This is a genomic window from Mucilaginibacter sp. OK098 (assembly GCF_900142915.1).
GTDB lineage: Bacteria > Bacteroidota > Bacteroidia > Sphingobacteriales > Sphingobacteriaceae > Mucilaginibacter.
On record NZ_FRCM01000007.1, the window covers coordinates 146358 to 162042 of the forward strand.

At 37.3% G+C, this 15685-nt stretch carries 15 protein-coding genes; all 15 read right to left on the reverse strand.

Annotated elements, in window-relative coordinates; genetic code table 11:
* Positions 1–4: 4 nt before the first annotated feature.
* On the reverse strand, positions 5–943 hold the full coding sequence (locus BUE31_RS23235; RefSeq protein WP_073406246.1) for a glycosyltransferase family 2 protein: 939 nt from the start codon (positions 941–943) through the stop codon (positions 5–7).
* A complete protein-coding gene (locus tag BUE31_RS23240) occupies positions 936–1826 on the reverse strand; it encodes an alpha-1,2-fucosyltransferase (RefSeq protein WP_073406247.1) in 891 nt (296 codons plus the stop codon). Before BUE31_RS23240 ends, BUE31_RS23235 begins: the two co-directional genes overlap by 8 nt.
* 6 nt (positions 1827–1832) lie before the next feature.
* Entirely contained in the window at positions 1833–2552 is a 720-nt protein-coding gene (locus BUE31_RS23245) for an FkbM family methyltransferase (RefSeq protein WP_073406248.1), read from the reverse strand.
* A 264-nt stretch (positions 2553–2816) separates the two neighbouring features.
* Positions 2817–3479: a CatB-related O-acetyltransferase gene (locus BUE31_RS23250; protein ID WP_143167229.1), complete on the reverse strand. Its 663-nt coding sequence runs from the start codon at positions 3477–3479 to the stop codon at positions 2817–2819.
* Between the two features lie 10 nt (positions 3480–3489).
* Positions 3490–4458 (reverse strand): glycosyltransferase family 2 protein, encoded by a 969-nt coding sequence (locus BUE31_RS23255; RefSeq protein ID WP_073406249.1) that lies wholly within the window; start codon positions 4456–4458, stop codon positions 3490–3492.
* Positions 4442–5092 carry an SDR family oxidoreductase gene (locus BUE31_RS23260; protein ID WP_073406250.1) on the reverse strand — a complete coding sequence of 217 codons (651 nt, stop codon included), beginning with the start codon at positions 5090–5092 and terminating at the stop codon, positions 4442–4444. Before BUE31_RS23260 ends, BUE31_RS23255 begins: the two co-directional genes overlap by 17 nt.
* Positions 5089–5628, reverse strand: coding sequence for a class I SAM-dependent methyltransferase (locus BUE31_RS23265; protein WP_073406251.1), 540 nt, complete (start codon positions 5626–5628; stop codon positions 5089–5091). The genes BUE31_RS23260 and BUE31_RS23265 overlap by 4 nt, the downstream gene beginning before the upstream one ends.
* On the reverse strand, positions 5625–6719 hold the full coding sequence (locus BUE31_RS23270) for an FAD-dependent oxidoreductase (protein WP_073406252.1): 1095 nt from the start codon (positions 6717–6719) through the stop codon (positions 5625–5627). Before BUE31_RS23270 ends, BUE31_RS23265 begins: the two co-directional genes overlap by 4 nt.
* On the reverse strand, positions 6719–8017 hold the full coding sequence (locus BUE31_RS23275) for an ABC transporter ATP-binding protein (protein ID WP_073406253.1): 1299 nt from the start codon (positions 8015–8017) through the stop codon (positions 6719–6721). The genes BUE31_RS23270 and BUE31_RS23275 overlap by 1 nt, the downstream gene beginning before the upstream one ends.
* A 3-nt stretch (positions 8018–8020) precedes the next feature.
* The gene (locus BUE31_RS23280; protein ID WP_073406254.1) at positions 8021–8884 is read right to left on the reverse strand and encodes an ABC transporter permease; all 864 of its coding nucleotides are present in this window, start codon (positions 8882–8884) and stop codon (positions 8021–8023) included.
* Positions 8884–9999, reverse strand: a complete 1116-nt coding sequence (locus BUE31_RS23285) for a glycosyltransferase family 4 protein (RefSeq protein ID WP_073406255.1) — start codon at positions 9997–9999, stop codon at positions 8884–8886. Before BUE31_RS23285 ends, BUE31_RS23280 begins: the two co-directional genes overlap by 1 nt.
* Positions 9992–11779: an asparagine synthase (glutamine-hydrolyzing) gene (asnB, locus tag BUE31_RS23290; protein WP_073406256.1), complete on the reverse strand. Its 1788-nt coding sequence runs from the start codon at positions 11777–11779 to the stop codon at positions 9992–9994. Before asnB ends, BUE31_RS23285 begins: the two co-directional genes overlap by 8 nt.
* A gap of 150 nt (positions 11780–11929) precedes the next feature.
* Positions 11930–12442 (reverse strand): UpxY family transcription antiterminator, encoded by a 513-nt coding sequence (locus BUE31_RS23295; RefSeq protein ID WP_073406257.1) that lies wholly within the window; start codon positions 12440–12442, stop codon positions 11930–11932.
* 12 nt (positions 12443–12454) lie between these two features.
* Positions 12455–14890 carry a GumC family protein gene (locus tag BUE31_RS23300; protein WP_073406258.1) on the reverse strand — a complete coding sequence of 812 codons (2436 nt, stop codon included), beginning with the start codon at positions 14888–14890 and terminating at the stop codon, positions 12455–12457.
* The gene (locus BUE31_RS23305) at positions 14891–15685 is read right to left on the reverse strand and encodes a polysaccharide biosynthesis/export family protein (protein ID WP_073406259.1); all 795 of its coding nucleotides are present in this window, start codon (positions 15683–15685) and stop codon (positions 14891–14893) included.

Genomic DNA, 15685 nt, shown 5'->3' on the forward strand with positions numbered 1-15685 from the left:
TTAGTTAAAAAGAGTTGACTTTAAAAACCATGCGGGTTAAATAATATGACCGGCTTCCTAATATACTTATAAATAAAGAGCTTAATTTTCTAAAAGCCTTTTTTGAAACATTGTACATGCCATTATTTAAAAATAATGCCTCTTTAATTCTTCCGAGTTTTATAAAACCACAAATGGTTAGATTTATAAAACCATTTATCTTACGGATCTCCTGGTTTGATAATAGCTCCTTTTTAAAGTTCTTGATAAAAACTGTAGCCTTAGCCAGGGCCATTAAATTGCTATCGTTTGACATATTTGAAATGTGCCTTCTGTAGTAAAAAAGCTTCTCTTCCATCCCAAAAAACGAAACACCATTTATAGCTAGTCTTAACCAATAATCCCAATCTTCACACCCATATACATATGGGCTTTCATCCTGTAATCCTATATTATCAATATGTGCTTTTTTTATCAAGGCAGACAATACCGGGATATAATTACCCTGGTATTCTAATTTATAAATGGCAGAAGCGGTAAAGAAACCTGTAACGGTACCATAAGGTAATGCTGTTTTTATAGAGTTATCATAAAATGTAAAGCCATCTGTAAAAATAACCCCTGCTTTGGGTTCTGTTTTTGCAACACTTAATTGTTTCTTTAATTTATCGGGCATCCACAAATCATCAGCATCTAAAAATGCTATCCAGCTTCCTTTTGCATTTAATATTCCGGTATTCCTGGCAGCGCCGAGTCTTTTGTTTTCCTGGTTAATCAATTTTACCCTTGCATCAGTAGCAGCATATTTACAAGCAATACTTTCTGTACTATCTGTTGAACCATCATTTATTATAAGTAATTCCCAGTTATTGAATGTTTGATTTATAACGGAATTAATTGATTCTTCAATAAATTTCTCCGCATTATAGGCAGGCATAATTATAGAAACTAATGGATCATTCATTGGGTATCCGTATCCAGCTTTTGGGCAAAAGGTCTTGCGAATCCAAATAATCGGTTTCTGTGCTGAACCAGGTAGCCGGGGCTATCACAACTTTTTCTTTATTGGGGTTTAACCATGCTCCCCACCAGCTAAAGCTGCTATTGGCTATAATATGATGCTTGCATTTACTCATCAGCGCCATATCCTGCCAGCTATCGGCATCATAATTATGCTGTACCAGGGTGGCATTATCAATTACAGGTAACAGGTGTTCACCAACCCATTCAGGGTCGTCAGAAAAAAAATAAAAGCGGGAATCTTGTATTTTTTCTTTTATTAATGCTATTGCGTTTTGAAAGTAATTAACAGAGCACACTCCATGTAACTCATTAGTTGCTTTCGAGTTTACATAATCTCCCCGTCGAACATGGATACTTACTGCATTAGGCTGTTGTGTTATCGCATCTGCGATTTTTTGTGATTGTTGATTTAATGCTGGTTTAGGTATAAGAACGTTTCTTATCAAATCCTCAACCGCATTAAAATATTTTTCACTTTGCCAAAACCCTTCAAAATATATCGGCGGCTTTACTTCAAACACCTCATTAGTAAATCGCAAACTACTTTCCCTATAAATGGTGCTTTTATTTATACCTGTTTTGTTAAAGGCTTTCTGAATAAAATTGGGGCGTAAAAATTTGTTTATCTGTTTATCGCCAGCAATATTTATTGGGCTGCTAAAAAGGTCTAATTCATATATTCTTGGTGTAAGGCCGCTATCTGGTTGTTTAAAAAAAGACACGTCAAAATACAAGGAGGTGTTCAGTTTTTTTGATAAAGACAAACCGAAAGCATATTGAAACATTTGATTACCTAAGCCGCCCTGTAGCTTAATAATTATCATACAGCATTATTGGATCCGCTCCCAATTCTCCCAAACAAAATTAAATTGATAGGTTACAACATGAGTTGTTGATAGTTCCTTCCTGATTTTAGTCATTCGTTCAAGGGCATCAGGAACAAAACTGTGGAATTGAATTTGAAGATTTTTAATAATTTTATGATATCCGGTTTCAATCAAGTAATCCAACAAATCGTATTCAGCACCTTCAATATTTAATTTCATCAGATCTATAAACTCAATATTATGTTTCTTCATAAATTCAGCAGCATTTACAAGTTCAATATCTGCCATTAATGCCGCCTCTTTATGCATAGAAGAACCACTTTCATCTAATGAAATTTTTGCAAATGTGTTTTCATTAGATAAACCAAATTCGAAAATACTTATGTCAGGGTTATATAGGAAACGTCGTTCCATTGCTTGAGCAAATGGCTTATATACTTCGAATACGTAAATTTTAGAACGATATCTGCAGTAAATTTCTGATGACCATTGTCCTTCATATCCTCCTAAATCAAATACCAGAGATTTTTCATTTAACGCATAGTTGTATCTCATTTCATCTCCTCTTTCCTCATAAAATCTTTTTAAAGAAAGATCTAAGTCAGGAAGAATAGGAGTATGTATTAATTTTGCAATTTTATGAAAGGCATTATTTCCTTTTTGGCCGCATTTAGCCAATAAAGATCCGATATTTAATAACAGGTAATAAAGCTTTTTTTTCATTCTATCACTAAGATTAATTAATAGGTGTTATCCCATTTCAAACACATCATTATTGAATCTTAGGCTATTTTCCCTTTAATAGTGGTTTTATGAACACCTGTTTTGTTTAATACTTTCTGAATAAAGCCAGGATGTAAAAAGTGGTGTAAGGCCATTGTTTAGTTTAAAAAAAGACATAACGAGATATAACGGCGAATTTAATTTGTTTGATATGGAAAGACCCAAAGCATGCTGAAACATTTAATTACTAGGCCCCCCTGTAATTTAATTATCACTGGCATGTTTCTTTATAAACAATTTAATGTCATGCAGGTCTTGAAAGTTGGTTTTTAACCATGTCTCATCCTTGTTCCACCATTTAAAATCTTCCAGAAACTCAATCTCATCTTTTTCAAATCTGTATCTTATGATCTTTGCCGGGACCCCAACAGCCACGGCATATGGAGGAATATCATTTGTAACTACAGCGCCGGCCCCAATTATTACACCATTACCAATGGTAACATTATCCAAAATAATTGCATTAACTCCAATCCAAACATCGTTCCCTATTTTTGTTTTCCCCATTTCTTCAAAATAATTTTTGTCGCTAAACGTCATCCCATTTTGTTTGGATAGAGAAAAAAATGAAGGGTGTGTGCTTACAAATTTTGAAGATGGATGCATCCCCAGGCAAATACAAGCTCCCTGGGCTATTGAACAAAACTTACCAATATCAGTATTTACTACTGATACATTTGAGCTTAAATAGGTATAATCGCCAATGTGGGTGTTGTAAACGTAGCAGTCTTTACCTATTGCACAATTAAGGCCCATTGTGCTGAAATGAAAAGAATAGTTTAATTCGGGTTGCGGGTTACCTGTTGCCGGGGTTGATTTTTTAACCAGTTTGACTAATATTCTTTTTAAATAACTGTTTAGCGACATTCCGGTATTCCTAGCTAAGTGTGTTTTGCCTTTTTATTTTCGAAAATACATTATAACCTCTCAGGTAAACATTGATGCAAAGTAAATCATAATAAAAGAAGGCTATTTTTTTTATTATGGTAAGGTATATGCTGATTTTTTTTGGAAAGCCCAGCCCCGAGCTGCGGATAATAGTAAAATGACTGTAAAGGTAGTTGCTCCATTTTTTTTGCAGGTAGTGCAGCCCACCAAAATTCACCCTTATAAACAGCAAATTTTTTACCCGGGGGACATGCATTTCCTGTACATAGCCTTTTACAGGCATATAGGTGCATGTACGTAATAATTGGGGCACAACAACCAATTCGCCCTGCAACAATACGGACAGGTTAATTAACATATCCCCGGGCAGGTCACCCTTTTTTAAAATATCAATTACCTGCCTAGATCTGAGTACCTCAGTTTTAAATATTGCATAAAACAAATTTGCCTTGCCAAAACCCTCAAACTGATTTATATAATTTTTTATGCGTTTAACATCGTTGCCGGTGGTAAATTCCTGCAGCAGGGGTAGGTGATTTGGATAAGAAGCAATCCTGTTATTGTCTTCATCTACCTCCATAAAATCGCAGAACCCGACGACGGCTGCAGGGTTGGCAAGCAGCGACAGCATTATTTTTTCAATAAAATCCGGTGCCCACCAATCGTCATCAGCGGCCCACATAAAATATTGGCCCTTTGCCTTTTCAAGCAAAAAGCAAAAATTATTGTACATCGATAGCCGCCTTGGTTGTTTCCAAAAAGTTATTCTTTGGTCATTGGCGCCGTTAACAATCGGACCGAAATCGAGCGTTTCATTAAAATCCTGCGAAATAATTATTTCAAGGTTTTGATATGTTTGATTGGTTATACATTGTAAGGTATGCTTAAAGCCTTCTTCGCGATTATAGCAGCAAATACCAACGGTTACTAAAGGTTGGTTTTTAATTGTATCCGCCATCTACTTCAATATCCGTCCTGTTTATGCTTTGATTATTTACCAGTTCGGCTACAACATTTACCACATCTTCAGCCTTAATAAATTCATTATTAAACATCCTGCCGGCATGTTTTTGCCTGAAACCTTCAGTCATATTATTAAACACCGGCGAATTTTCAACAAGTCCCAATGAAACAATATTAAACCTTAATTGAGGATAGGCATTTGCCAAACTATGCATTAAGCCTGTTAACCCAGCTTTGGCGCTTCCATAGGCAGGATCAAAGCTGCCTTTCTTTTTAGCAACAGACGATATAAACAATACCAGTGCCCCCGGGCTTAATTTACCAGCCAAACCTTTTATGAGCAGGGCTGGCGTAACAAGGTTTATCTTTAACATCCTCAAAAAATGCTCCGCGCTTATATCTTTTGCGCCAACTGATGGGGTTAATCCCTGGAAAAATAGTACGGCTTTATAATTGTCTTTTAGTTCAGCGGTTATACGTTCAGTATCATCGCTTTCAAAATCAAAATTCAGTTGTTGACTTTGGTCATTACGATAAACATTTTGTATGGCATAAACATCTTTATATTTCTCATTAAAAGCTTTCGCCAAAAAACTGTTGCCCCCGAAAATCAATATATTTTCCTTCATTGTTTAACCATGGTTGCAACCAATGCCTGCGCACCCTTATTAAATATTTTTACAACTGTACAATCTTTTAAGCCAATCATATCCGCAATCCGGGTTAGTTTTTGTTTGGTATAGCCATTGTAGTGAAATTGCCCATCGCCATTTTGATTGCCAAAAAAATGCGTGGTTATCATTCCCCATCGCTGCTCAACAGACCGGCCATTGCCGAAGTAATGGTCTTTTGCACCTACTTTATAAAATTCTTTAAACGAGTCTTCAGCTTCTAAAAACTGTTTACATAACCACTCCATATCAGGCGTTTCTGTTACCAGCTTCCCGCCGGGCTTTAATACCCTTGCACATTCCCGCCAAAACTTTTCCTCATCTTTAAACCCAATGTGTTCCACCAAATGCTCTGATAAAATTTCGTCGGCTGAATTATCAGCATACGGCAAATTAAATATGTCGAGTTTTTCCACACCCGGAAAATCAACATACTTATCAATATTAATATACCCTTCTTTTACATTTTTACCCGAGCCTAAATGGAGTTTCATATTTTCGCCCTTTTTAATTTTTGTTTGCCTTGCAGTATATGCTTAATTTCAAGCGCCACCTGTACGCAGGTTGTAACTTTGCCTGATAGTACCGAAAAGTAATTTTTCACTCCCGGGTATAAGTGTAATTCAGTTATGCGCGCATCATCGCTGTTCTCATAAACCAAACGGGTGGTTTTATTATATCCTGCGTGTACAGCTTCACTTAAGAATGGCATAAACAATGCAGATTGTTCATAAATAGCATTTTCGGCATCTTTATCTAAAACATTATTTATCCCGAACCCGGGGTTATCAATTGCCAGTTGCGATTGAGTAACAGATTGCTTTACGTGGTATAACAGAAATTCATTTTTTATCCTTCCCCTGGGCATTACTGAACAAAATGGGCCATCCATAATAGTTAGGCCTTTTGCGGGTGTTGGGTATTTAAAAACCGGAATAATTACGTTTTCAAACAGCAGTTTCTTTTGCTCAACCCCAAGGTGTTTATTTATTTTATTGATGTTTGAATAAGTGGTGTTTATTACTACATCATAATGTTTTACTGTGTTGTTAAATGTTGCTTCAAATGTTTTATCGGCCAGCTGTTTAAGGTTAGTGCATTCCGTATTCAGCAGCAGGTTAACTTTCGATTTTTTTAAATTACTTTTGATAATTTTTTTTAATTTTTCATAATCCCAAACCGGCTCGGGCACTTTAAAACATTCTTCAATTTTATCCCTGTTTAAAAATTTATTATCAGGAAACTCGTTATCATAACCAATGCCAACATTATCACAAAAGCTTACAAATTCTGCGGGTGTGGTTTTGCTCCCTTCCTTAGCAATTGCATAATAATTTGGCAACTGATGAATTACTGCTTTGCCATAGTTAAATAAAAAAGATAACAGGCCTTCAATGCTTTGCTCGGCTGTTTGTATGCTGCGTAAATAATGATACCCCAGGTGTATCCGGTTATGGTTAACTCTTGATGCCAGCTGCATAATATCGTCTTCGGCCTCAATTAAATCAATCTGATTGTTTTTATCAGCCAATATATTTGCTGCTGATGTCCCAAAAAGTCCTGCACCTATAACTAAGATCCTCATTAGCCTATAAAATCTGCCTGCCAGCTAAACATCGGCCTTATTACCCCGCCATAGCTGCCTGCGTACTCACCCCTGGCCGAGTCACCTTCCAGGCTGTCTTTCACTAAAAAAGAAATGGAATCTTCAGCATAGGCATGCAGTTCAAAAGGATCGGATGTGATAACCGCCGGGCTTATTTTTATCTTGCCTTCTGAAAAGAAATTTCCGGGTATTAACATTTCGGCAGTGTACCTGCCTTTTTTTCGCGCCGAATTACTTTTCCAGTCAGAATTAACATCATGCGAGTCAAATAAACGTATGCCATGTTCATTATGAAAAACAAAGGCGTGGGTTAGCTTAACATCGTCAATTAATACTTCGTATTCCATTTTAATTATAACAGGTTTGCGGATATCAATATATTCATAAACCTCGTATTTTTCATTAAATACCCCGGCAGATAAAATGCGCGCAACGCCGTTGCCTGGGGCTTTGCCAGATTCCCATTGCATAAAAGAGGTTGATATTTCATCTATGCTTAAATAATTGGTGATAATTTTATGGGTTACGTCATGCTCTATCAGCAGTCCGTTCCGTAATAACATGGATGAACTGCAAAGCCGTGTTATAGCAGTTAAATTATGGCTCACAAACAGCACAGTCCTTCCTTCACCTTTACTTACATCGCCCATTTTGCCGAGGCATTTTTTTTGAAATTCTGCATCGCCAACCGCCAGCACTTCGTCAACAATCATTATTTCACTTTCCAGGTGCGCTGCAACGGCAAAGGCCAGCCTTACATACATGCCAGATGAATATCGTTTTACCGGCGTATCAATGTAACGCTCAACACCGGAAAAATCAACAATCTCGTCAAATTTCTGCTTTATTTCGGCCTTGCGCATGCCCAGTATGGCACCGTTTAAATAAATATTTTCCCTCCCGCTTAATTCGGGATGAAAGCCGGTGCCCACTTCCAACAGGCTGGCTATGCGCCCTTTTAATTTGGCCGTACCGGTTGTAGGCGATGTAACACGACTTAAAATTTTAAGCAGCGTACTTTTACCGGCCCCGTTGCGCCCTATTATGCCTACCGCAGCTCCCTGCTCAATTTCAAAGTTTATATCTTTTAAGCTCCAAACCACATCGCTTTCACCCTTTACGGCGCGGTCATTTACCTCGCCTATTTTTAAAAACGGGTCTTCTTTACCACGCAACTTTGCCCATGAGCGTTCCAGATCGCGGGAAAGTGTACCAGTACCGATCTCACCCAATTGGTAGGCTTTTGACAAATTCTCTACTTTAATTACTGCTGACATGAATTATACGGTATCTATAAAATTGCGCTCAACCCGGTTAAAGATCACAATGCCAATAAGCAGGATAAAAGTTGTTATTACAGTGGTAATGCCTAATGACAATATGGTGAATGTGCCCTGCCCTAAAAAGCCATATCTAAATGCTTCTATTATTGACGTCATGGGATTATACTCAACCAGCCACTGATACTTTGGATATTTAGCCTTTACAGTTGATAAGGGATAAATAACCGTGGTTAAGTACATCATCAGCTGAATACCGAAAGAGATGAGGAAAGTTAAATCTCTGTATTTCGTGGTCATAGCCGAAATGATCATTCCTAAACCCAAGCCTAACATTGCCATAAGTACCAGCAGCAGCGGGAACAATAACAAATAAGCATTTGGATGAAATGAAGCACCTTTAACCCAGTAAAATATCATCATTAAAACAAACAGCGCCATTTGAACAGCAAACCTGATAAGGTTTGATGCCACTATGCTTAACGGCACAATAAGCCTTGGAAAATAAACTTTTCCAAAAAGACCGGCATTAGAAACAAACACCGATGATGTTTTTCCAAGGCAGTCTGAGAAATAATTCCAGGCGGTAATGCCTGCCAGGTAAAATAGCGGCTGAGGCAAACCATCTGTTGGGATAGCTGCCAGGTTACCAAATACAAAAGTGTATATTAAGGTGGTAAATAACGGTTGGATAAAAAACCATAAGGGCCCTAATATGGTTTGTTTATAAAATGATACAAAATCACGCCTTACCAGCAAAACAAGTAAATCCCTGTAGTGCCAAATATCTTTAAGCTTTAAATCCAGCATGTTATTTGCCGGAGTTAACTCAATGTCCCAATCTTCCTGGCTTATCTCGCTCATTAACTAAACATTTTTTCTAATTTATTAATGTAATCATTTTCATTAAAATGCAACAGGCATTCATGTTGAAGATGTTGTCTTCTTTCTTGTGTTAAGGGATCCTGAAGGTAATTACTTATCGCGTTTTCAAGTTCAACCAGGTTATCCACATTAACCGCTTTTCCTAATTCGCCATTACATATAGCATCAATACTTCCATCGGCGTTTCCACATACAACAGGCAACCCACAAGCTAATGCTTCAATAAAAACGATACCGAATCCTTCTTTTTTACTTGGCAAAACAAACAGGTCAGCCAGTAAAAAATGATCGGTAATTTCAGCTTCCTCAATAAAACCCGTAAGTATAACTTCCTTATCAACTTTAGCGTCAACTATTAGTTTCCTGATCCTTATTTCTTCTTTATGATCATATTGCCCCGAAAGGATATATCTTATTCCGGGAAACTTTAATTTTAAGCAGCCCATAACTTTTATCACCTGGTCATGCCCTTTGTATTGTTCTGTCGAGGCTAAACGTGTTAAGGTAAATATTACCGGGGTATCATCAGTTAACCCGTATCTTTTTATCAATTGATGTGGCTTTGCAAACGTTACAGGCAATTTAATAAAAGGATCAACTGCATTATTTAATACTTCACATATACCGGCATCAGTATTGTGCCGGCTTATCATTTGCTGTTTGGTGAAGTTGCTTACACAAATCACTTTGTCGCAACGCTTTAAAAATACATTTTTTAATGGTGATAAAGGCCTCCAAACTTCAATTCCGTGGGCAATAAGCCACACTTTACATTTTGGGTTTATTGTTTTTATTAACAACCCTATAACAGCAAGGTTAATATGGCTGATAATAACAACATCGGGCCTCCTGGCGGTAATCAATGATTTTAAAACAAAGGCTATCCTGTTAGCACTGAAGCCCATAAATTGTTTAGCCGGCAAATACCGGTGTATCAGGTCGTTATTTGAATCATATACCGACCATAAGTTAAAGCTCCAATTATTACGCGTAGCCAGCAAATGTAAAGAATGCGCCAGCGTACGGGTCATTTTTTGGATGCCGCCGGTTGTACTAAAGGTTTGTAAGGTATATAAAATTACCTTTTTAGTCATTCAATTGGATTTGGTATAGGGCAAAAATTTTAGACCAATGTAAGTGGCCCTCTTTAAATTTCTTTACTGAATCTTGCGCCAATTTCCCTTTATAAAGGTTAGCGTTACTTATTTCTGTGTGCTTACCCATCCATTCCTGTAAAGGAAAAGTGAAGCCCATTTTAGGCCTGTTCCAAACTGCCTCAGGTAATAGGTTACCAAAGCTATCAATTAATAACTTCTTAGGCTTATTTTTATTAAATCTTATTTGGGGAGAGATCCTCTGCACTACTTGCTGAAAATCTTCGTCTAAAAAGGGGACTCTTACTTCTAAACCATGGCTCATGCTTAATACATCAGTATCTCTCAGTAATTGATTTTGCATATACAGATTTGTTTCAAACCAGGCAGCATGCTCTTTATTGTAGGATCCGAGGTCGGGTATACTGTTTTCACCAAACAAAATTTCATTTACCTGTTTTACATCTGTATCAAGTATTTGAGCAATATCATCCGGCACAAACAGGCCACGCAGCAAAAGGTAATCGGCTAAGGGGTGATCGTGTTCTAAAAAAGAGATCTTCCGGTACCTGTCTGCTTTAAAATAATTGGCTGCACCTAATAAAGGTGCAGGTATTTTCCGCAAGTAATGCAGGTATTTAATACGGTTAAAAGATGGATAGCCACCAAATAATTCATCGGCACCTACACCTGATAAAACTGCTTTTAATCCATCCTCATGTGCGTATTTACTAATAAACCAGGTATTGATGCCGTCTGTAGTGGGCATATCCATACTGCTGATTATCTGAGGGAGAAAAGTTTCAAAATCATGTTGCTGCACTAAATGCGTAAATTTTTCGCCCATTAATTGGTTCAGCACAACATTTTGATAAGCACGTTCATCATAGCTTTTCTCATTAAAATAAATGGAGATAGTTTTAAGATGCTGATTTTGCTCATTAGCCAATAGTGATACCAGGCTTGAATCTATTCCTCCGCTTAAAAACACGCCAATTGGTGCGTCGGCTATAAGTTGCCGCTTTATAGCCTTTTTTAAGTAGTCATGAATATACTTCTTTGCCTCATTAAGATCCGTTATATAATCAATACCGGATGATTTATTATTGTAAGCGCTAATATTATAAGTTTCACTTTGATGGTGCCATGCTAAAAAATGTCCTTTTGTAAGGCTATATACATTTTTCAAGGTGGTATATGGTTCCGGAATATTCCCTAAGGCTAAAAATCTTACAGGCCATGATTCTTCAGACTGTGTTGCAATGCCGGCCGCCTTAAATGCTTTAATCTCTGATGCAAAACTTAATTCACCATTATTTACATAATAGTAAAGCGGCTTTATTCCTGTTGTATCCCTAACCAAATACGTTACAGATTGGTCAACATCATACAATGCGAAGGCAAACATGCCTCTGAGTTTTGAAAAGGCCGAAGTTCCCCAATACAGGTAAGCAGCTAAAATAACCTCTGTATCGGTACCTGAATAAAATTTGGCCCCGGTTTTTATTAACTGCTCTTTTAATTCAAGGTAATTATAAATTTCTCCATTAAAGGTGATCCATGCTTTTTGCTGAACATCTGCCATTGGTTGATGTCCTTTTTTGCTCAAATCAAGTATGGACAACCTGCGATGCCCAAATGCAAGATTTACCTTTTCATCCAAAAATACACCTTCATCATCAGGGCCTCCATGTTTTAATGAATTACACATAATGCTAACCTTCTCACTAATTTCATTAGCCGGTAGTCTGTTTGAAATTATTCCTGCTATCCTGCACATAGATTATATATTCATAGCTTCGCCCCGTAAGTCACAGTTAATATTGTGTAACTTATTATTTATCAAATAGTTGTATTATTATTTCAATTATTATATTATGGCCTTAAAATAAGCAAAATGCCCGTTTAATACCTGTTATATAATATAAATCTAAAATCTATTAATTAGTGCAGCTGCAACATAAACAATTATTGAATACCCGAGATTTTCAAGGCGCAAGGCAAGTTGTTTTTGTGAACGATAGGATATGATCTCGCCAATAAGGCCCTTAAGTGGTCCTGCTTTTATCATAATCCTTTCACCGGGTTGTAAGTCCTCTGCAGTTATCTCTAATTCGTAAGGACTAGCCATCAATAATTTAAGCTCATTTATCTGTCTATCAGGCATTGGTGTTATTTTACCCGAAAAATATAAAAATCGGGCAATTCCTTTTGTCATTAATACTTCTGTTTGCTCATGCTCTTTTATATGCACAAACAGGTACGATTTAATAAATGGTTCTTCGGTCCATTTCTTCCTGTCACTCCATTGTTTAAGCTGGCGATGTAAGGGTAAATAAGTTTCAATCCCCTTGTTTACTAATGCCTGGTAAGCTTTTTTTTCAGCACGGGGATATGTATAAACCGGATACCATTTGCAGGCATCTTTATTAATTAAAGCCATATGTTAATACCATCAGCGTTTTTTGAACCAGCGCCTTAAGTCCCACCATTTATTTTCACCTTTATCTACATAATAGCCTGAACTTTCATAACCGGTGTAGTCAGAGTAATAGTAATATTTGGTTCCATAATTTTCACCTGTAAGTTTGGTAGTATAATACCTTGAATGCAGCAGATCCTGGGCAAATGCATTAAGTACTATTACCGTATTATCCAGGTGGTATTCCTGTGCAATTCTCTGCGGCACGGTTGCTGCATAAAATTTTGATTTACCAGATCTGATCACAAAAACGTTAATATCACTTACCCTTATCAATGGTATTGCATCAGATACTAAACCTATTGGAGCGGTATCAATCATTACAATATCATACCTGGAGGTAAGGTTGGCAATTAATTCAGACATTCTTTTCGAATGCAAAAGTTCTGAAGGGTTTGGCGGTATCGGGCCCGAGATGATGAAATCAAGATTTTCCTGATCAGAGTGAGAAATAATATTATCAATTGTGCATTGATTGGCCAAATAGTTACTTAACCCCAGATCATTAGGTACATGGAAAGTTTTATGCAGTTTTGAACGCCTTAAATCAGCAGCAATTAATATGACCTTTTTATCAATAAGTGATAATGTGCTCGACAAATTAACCGCAACAAATGATTTTCCTTCCCCGGCAACTTCAGATGTAACGCATATAACCTTGCTTTTTTTCTCGGAAGCCAAAAAACTTAAATTGGTACGAACAGAACGCACGGACTCGGCAAAAATGGATTTAGGTTTACTAATGGCTAATATTTGGCTGCTATACTCATCAATTTCTTCGGGAAACTTTCTTATCACACCTATAATAGGTATGGTTGTAAGGCTTTCAATAGTTTCTTTATCATAAATGTACGGATTCAGTATCCTGATCAGGATAATTAGTCCAAACCCGATGGCCAGGCCAAAAATTTGCGCTGAACGCTGAACGCCATGCTCATCCGGCGCAACCGGGCTATAATTAGGCTGTGCATAATCAATAATAGTAGCCCCAGGCAAGATCCCTGCACTGTTAATTTGCGCATCCAGCTTTTTTTCTGAAAGGAATGAATACACTTTATCATTAATGTCAAAATCCCGTTTTAAAGCAACCATATCACGCTCGGCCGATGGTAACTCTGCTATTTGTTGATTAACAGCCCCCAGTTGGCTTTGTATGTAATTTAATTTATTTACAATTAGAAGATGTGTGGCGTTAATGCTATTTAAAATATTATTCTTTACCTGTAAGATCTGCTGCTCAAGATCCTGGATAGTTTGAGAATTTTTTGTAAATGTTTTTAATGCGTTTTTTTTGTCGTTAATAAGTACATTCAGGCTGGAGATAGCGCTATTTAGCTGATCGTATTCAACCCCTCCAAGGCTGAAATTAGGAAGCTGATTATCTTCAGCCTTAATAATTTCCTGCTTAAGCTGGTCAATAGCCAGCTGGTCTATTTTCAGTAATGAACTCTGCGCCTCAATCTCTGTTACCTTATTTAAAGCACGGCTGGATGCTGAAGACACATCCATTATTTTCATTTGACTTTGGTATTTCTTTATGGAGTTATCAGACCCTTTAAGCTCTCCCGAAAGAAAATCTAACTGCTTATCAATAAACTTGATCATCTGCGAGGCTGATTGCGTCCGCTGGTTACGATCATAATTCAGGTATTCCTTCATTATAGCGTTTAGTGCATCAGCAGCAAACTGGGGGTTTGAATCAACTTCCTGCAACGCTATTATATTTGAGTTTCTGGCGGTTTCGCCGGTATGCAGCCCGCCCCTAACCCTGCCAACAAAATCTTCTGCAGAATTTAGCTTAAATAAAAACATTGCCGTTTTTGGTAAAAAGCCCGGATATTTAATACTAAACGCGGTTGGCCCCAGCGTAAAGGGTTTATTATAGTAATAGGTATTTTTAACTTCCCTTCCTGCAACCTTATAGCTTATGTTAAAAGAAGTGCTATTAACCGGCCTGTAAGTGATGAGGTCATGAAAAAAATCTAAGCTATCAAACTTAACAAGCTCAACGTCAAGTGGTTTTTGCGGGTATAGCTCATTTGTGCGGTTTAAAACGCGGCCTACAATGTAAAAGCTTATCCGGTAATCCAAATGTTTAATAGCATTCAGCAACAGTGCGGTGCTTTGCAGCACTATTGTTTCACTTTGAATTTTTGATGCACTTGTTCTGTCACTAACACCCGGTACACTTATAAGGTCAGATATTTCCGATTTTTTTTCCTCAAATTTCAGGGTAGCGCCTGTTGCATAAATTTTAGGGGTATACCACAAATATACGTTAGCAATGATAAGGCAAATTGTAACTGAGCCAACAATCCAGTACCATCTGCTTAAGAGTATTTTAGCAATCTTGATATAATCAATCTCCTGGCTGGGCAATTTTGGCTGAGCCTTATCTGTTTCTTCCATTTAACGATGAATAAGCGTAAAGATAATTAACGCCGTATTGAACAAGAGTAACGCAGGTTGAAAGACAGTGCTGGTAAAACTTTGAAAGTTATCAGTGCGGGTTGCCCGTTTATTTTGTGCAATGTAAATTATATCTCCATTTTGTAATACGGTTCTCGGGTCGTTAATTGATTGTATATTACTCAGATCAACTAAAATTACCTTAGGATTTTTTTCAGTCCCCCTGATGATCTTTATATTGGTTTCATTTGCTTTATCAGTAATGCCGCCTGCAGCACCTATCATCTCAATTAACGTTGTATGGGCTTTAGTTAAAGGGAAATTTCCCTGCCCTTTTATTTCTCCAAGTATTGTTACCTTCAGGCTTACAATTTTCAGTTCAATTATCGGGTTTACCAGCACATCTTTACGGTAGGCGTCTTCTACCAGCTTTTGAGCTTCGGTACGTGTATACCCGGCAACCTTTATGCGACCAATGGCAGGCAATATAACTGTGCCATCATCATCAACCTGGAAGTTCTGGTCGGTACCTGCAGAGGTTCCGCTCCCTAAAACATTGGTGTTTATAGCAGCACTTGACGTATTAGTAACAAGGTATTTAGTATCCTGCAGATTACGCACCTGGATAACATCCTGCGCTTTTATCCGGTATTCACTAATTACATCAGCGCTATTGTAAGCACTATCGCTAATCGCATTTTTTTGCTGAAAAAGCGTCTGGTACTGCCTGGTTGAGCAAGAGGTGCAAATTAAAAAAAGTCCGAAAATTAAATAAGTATAAATTATATGACGCAT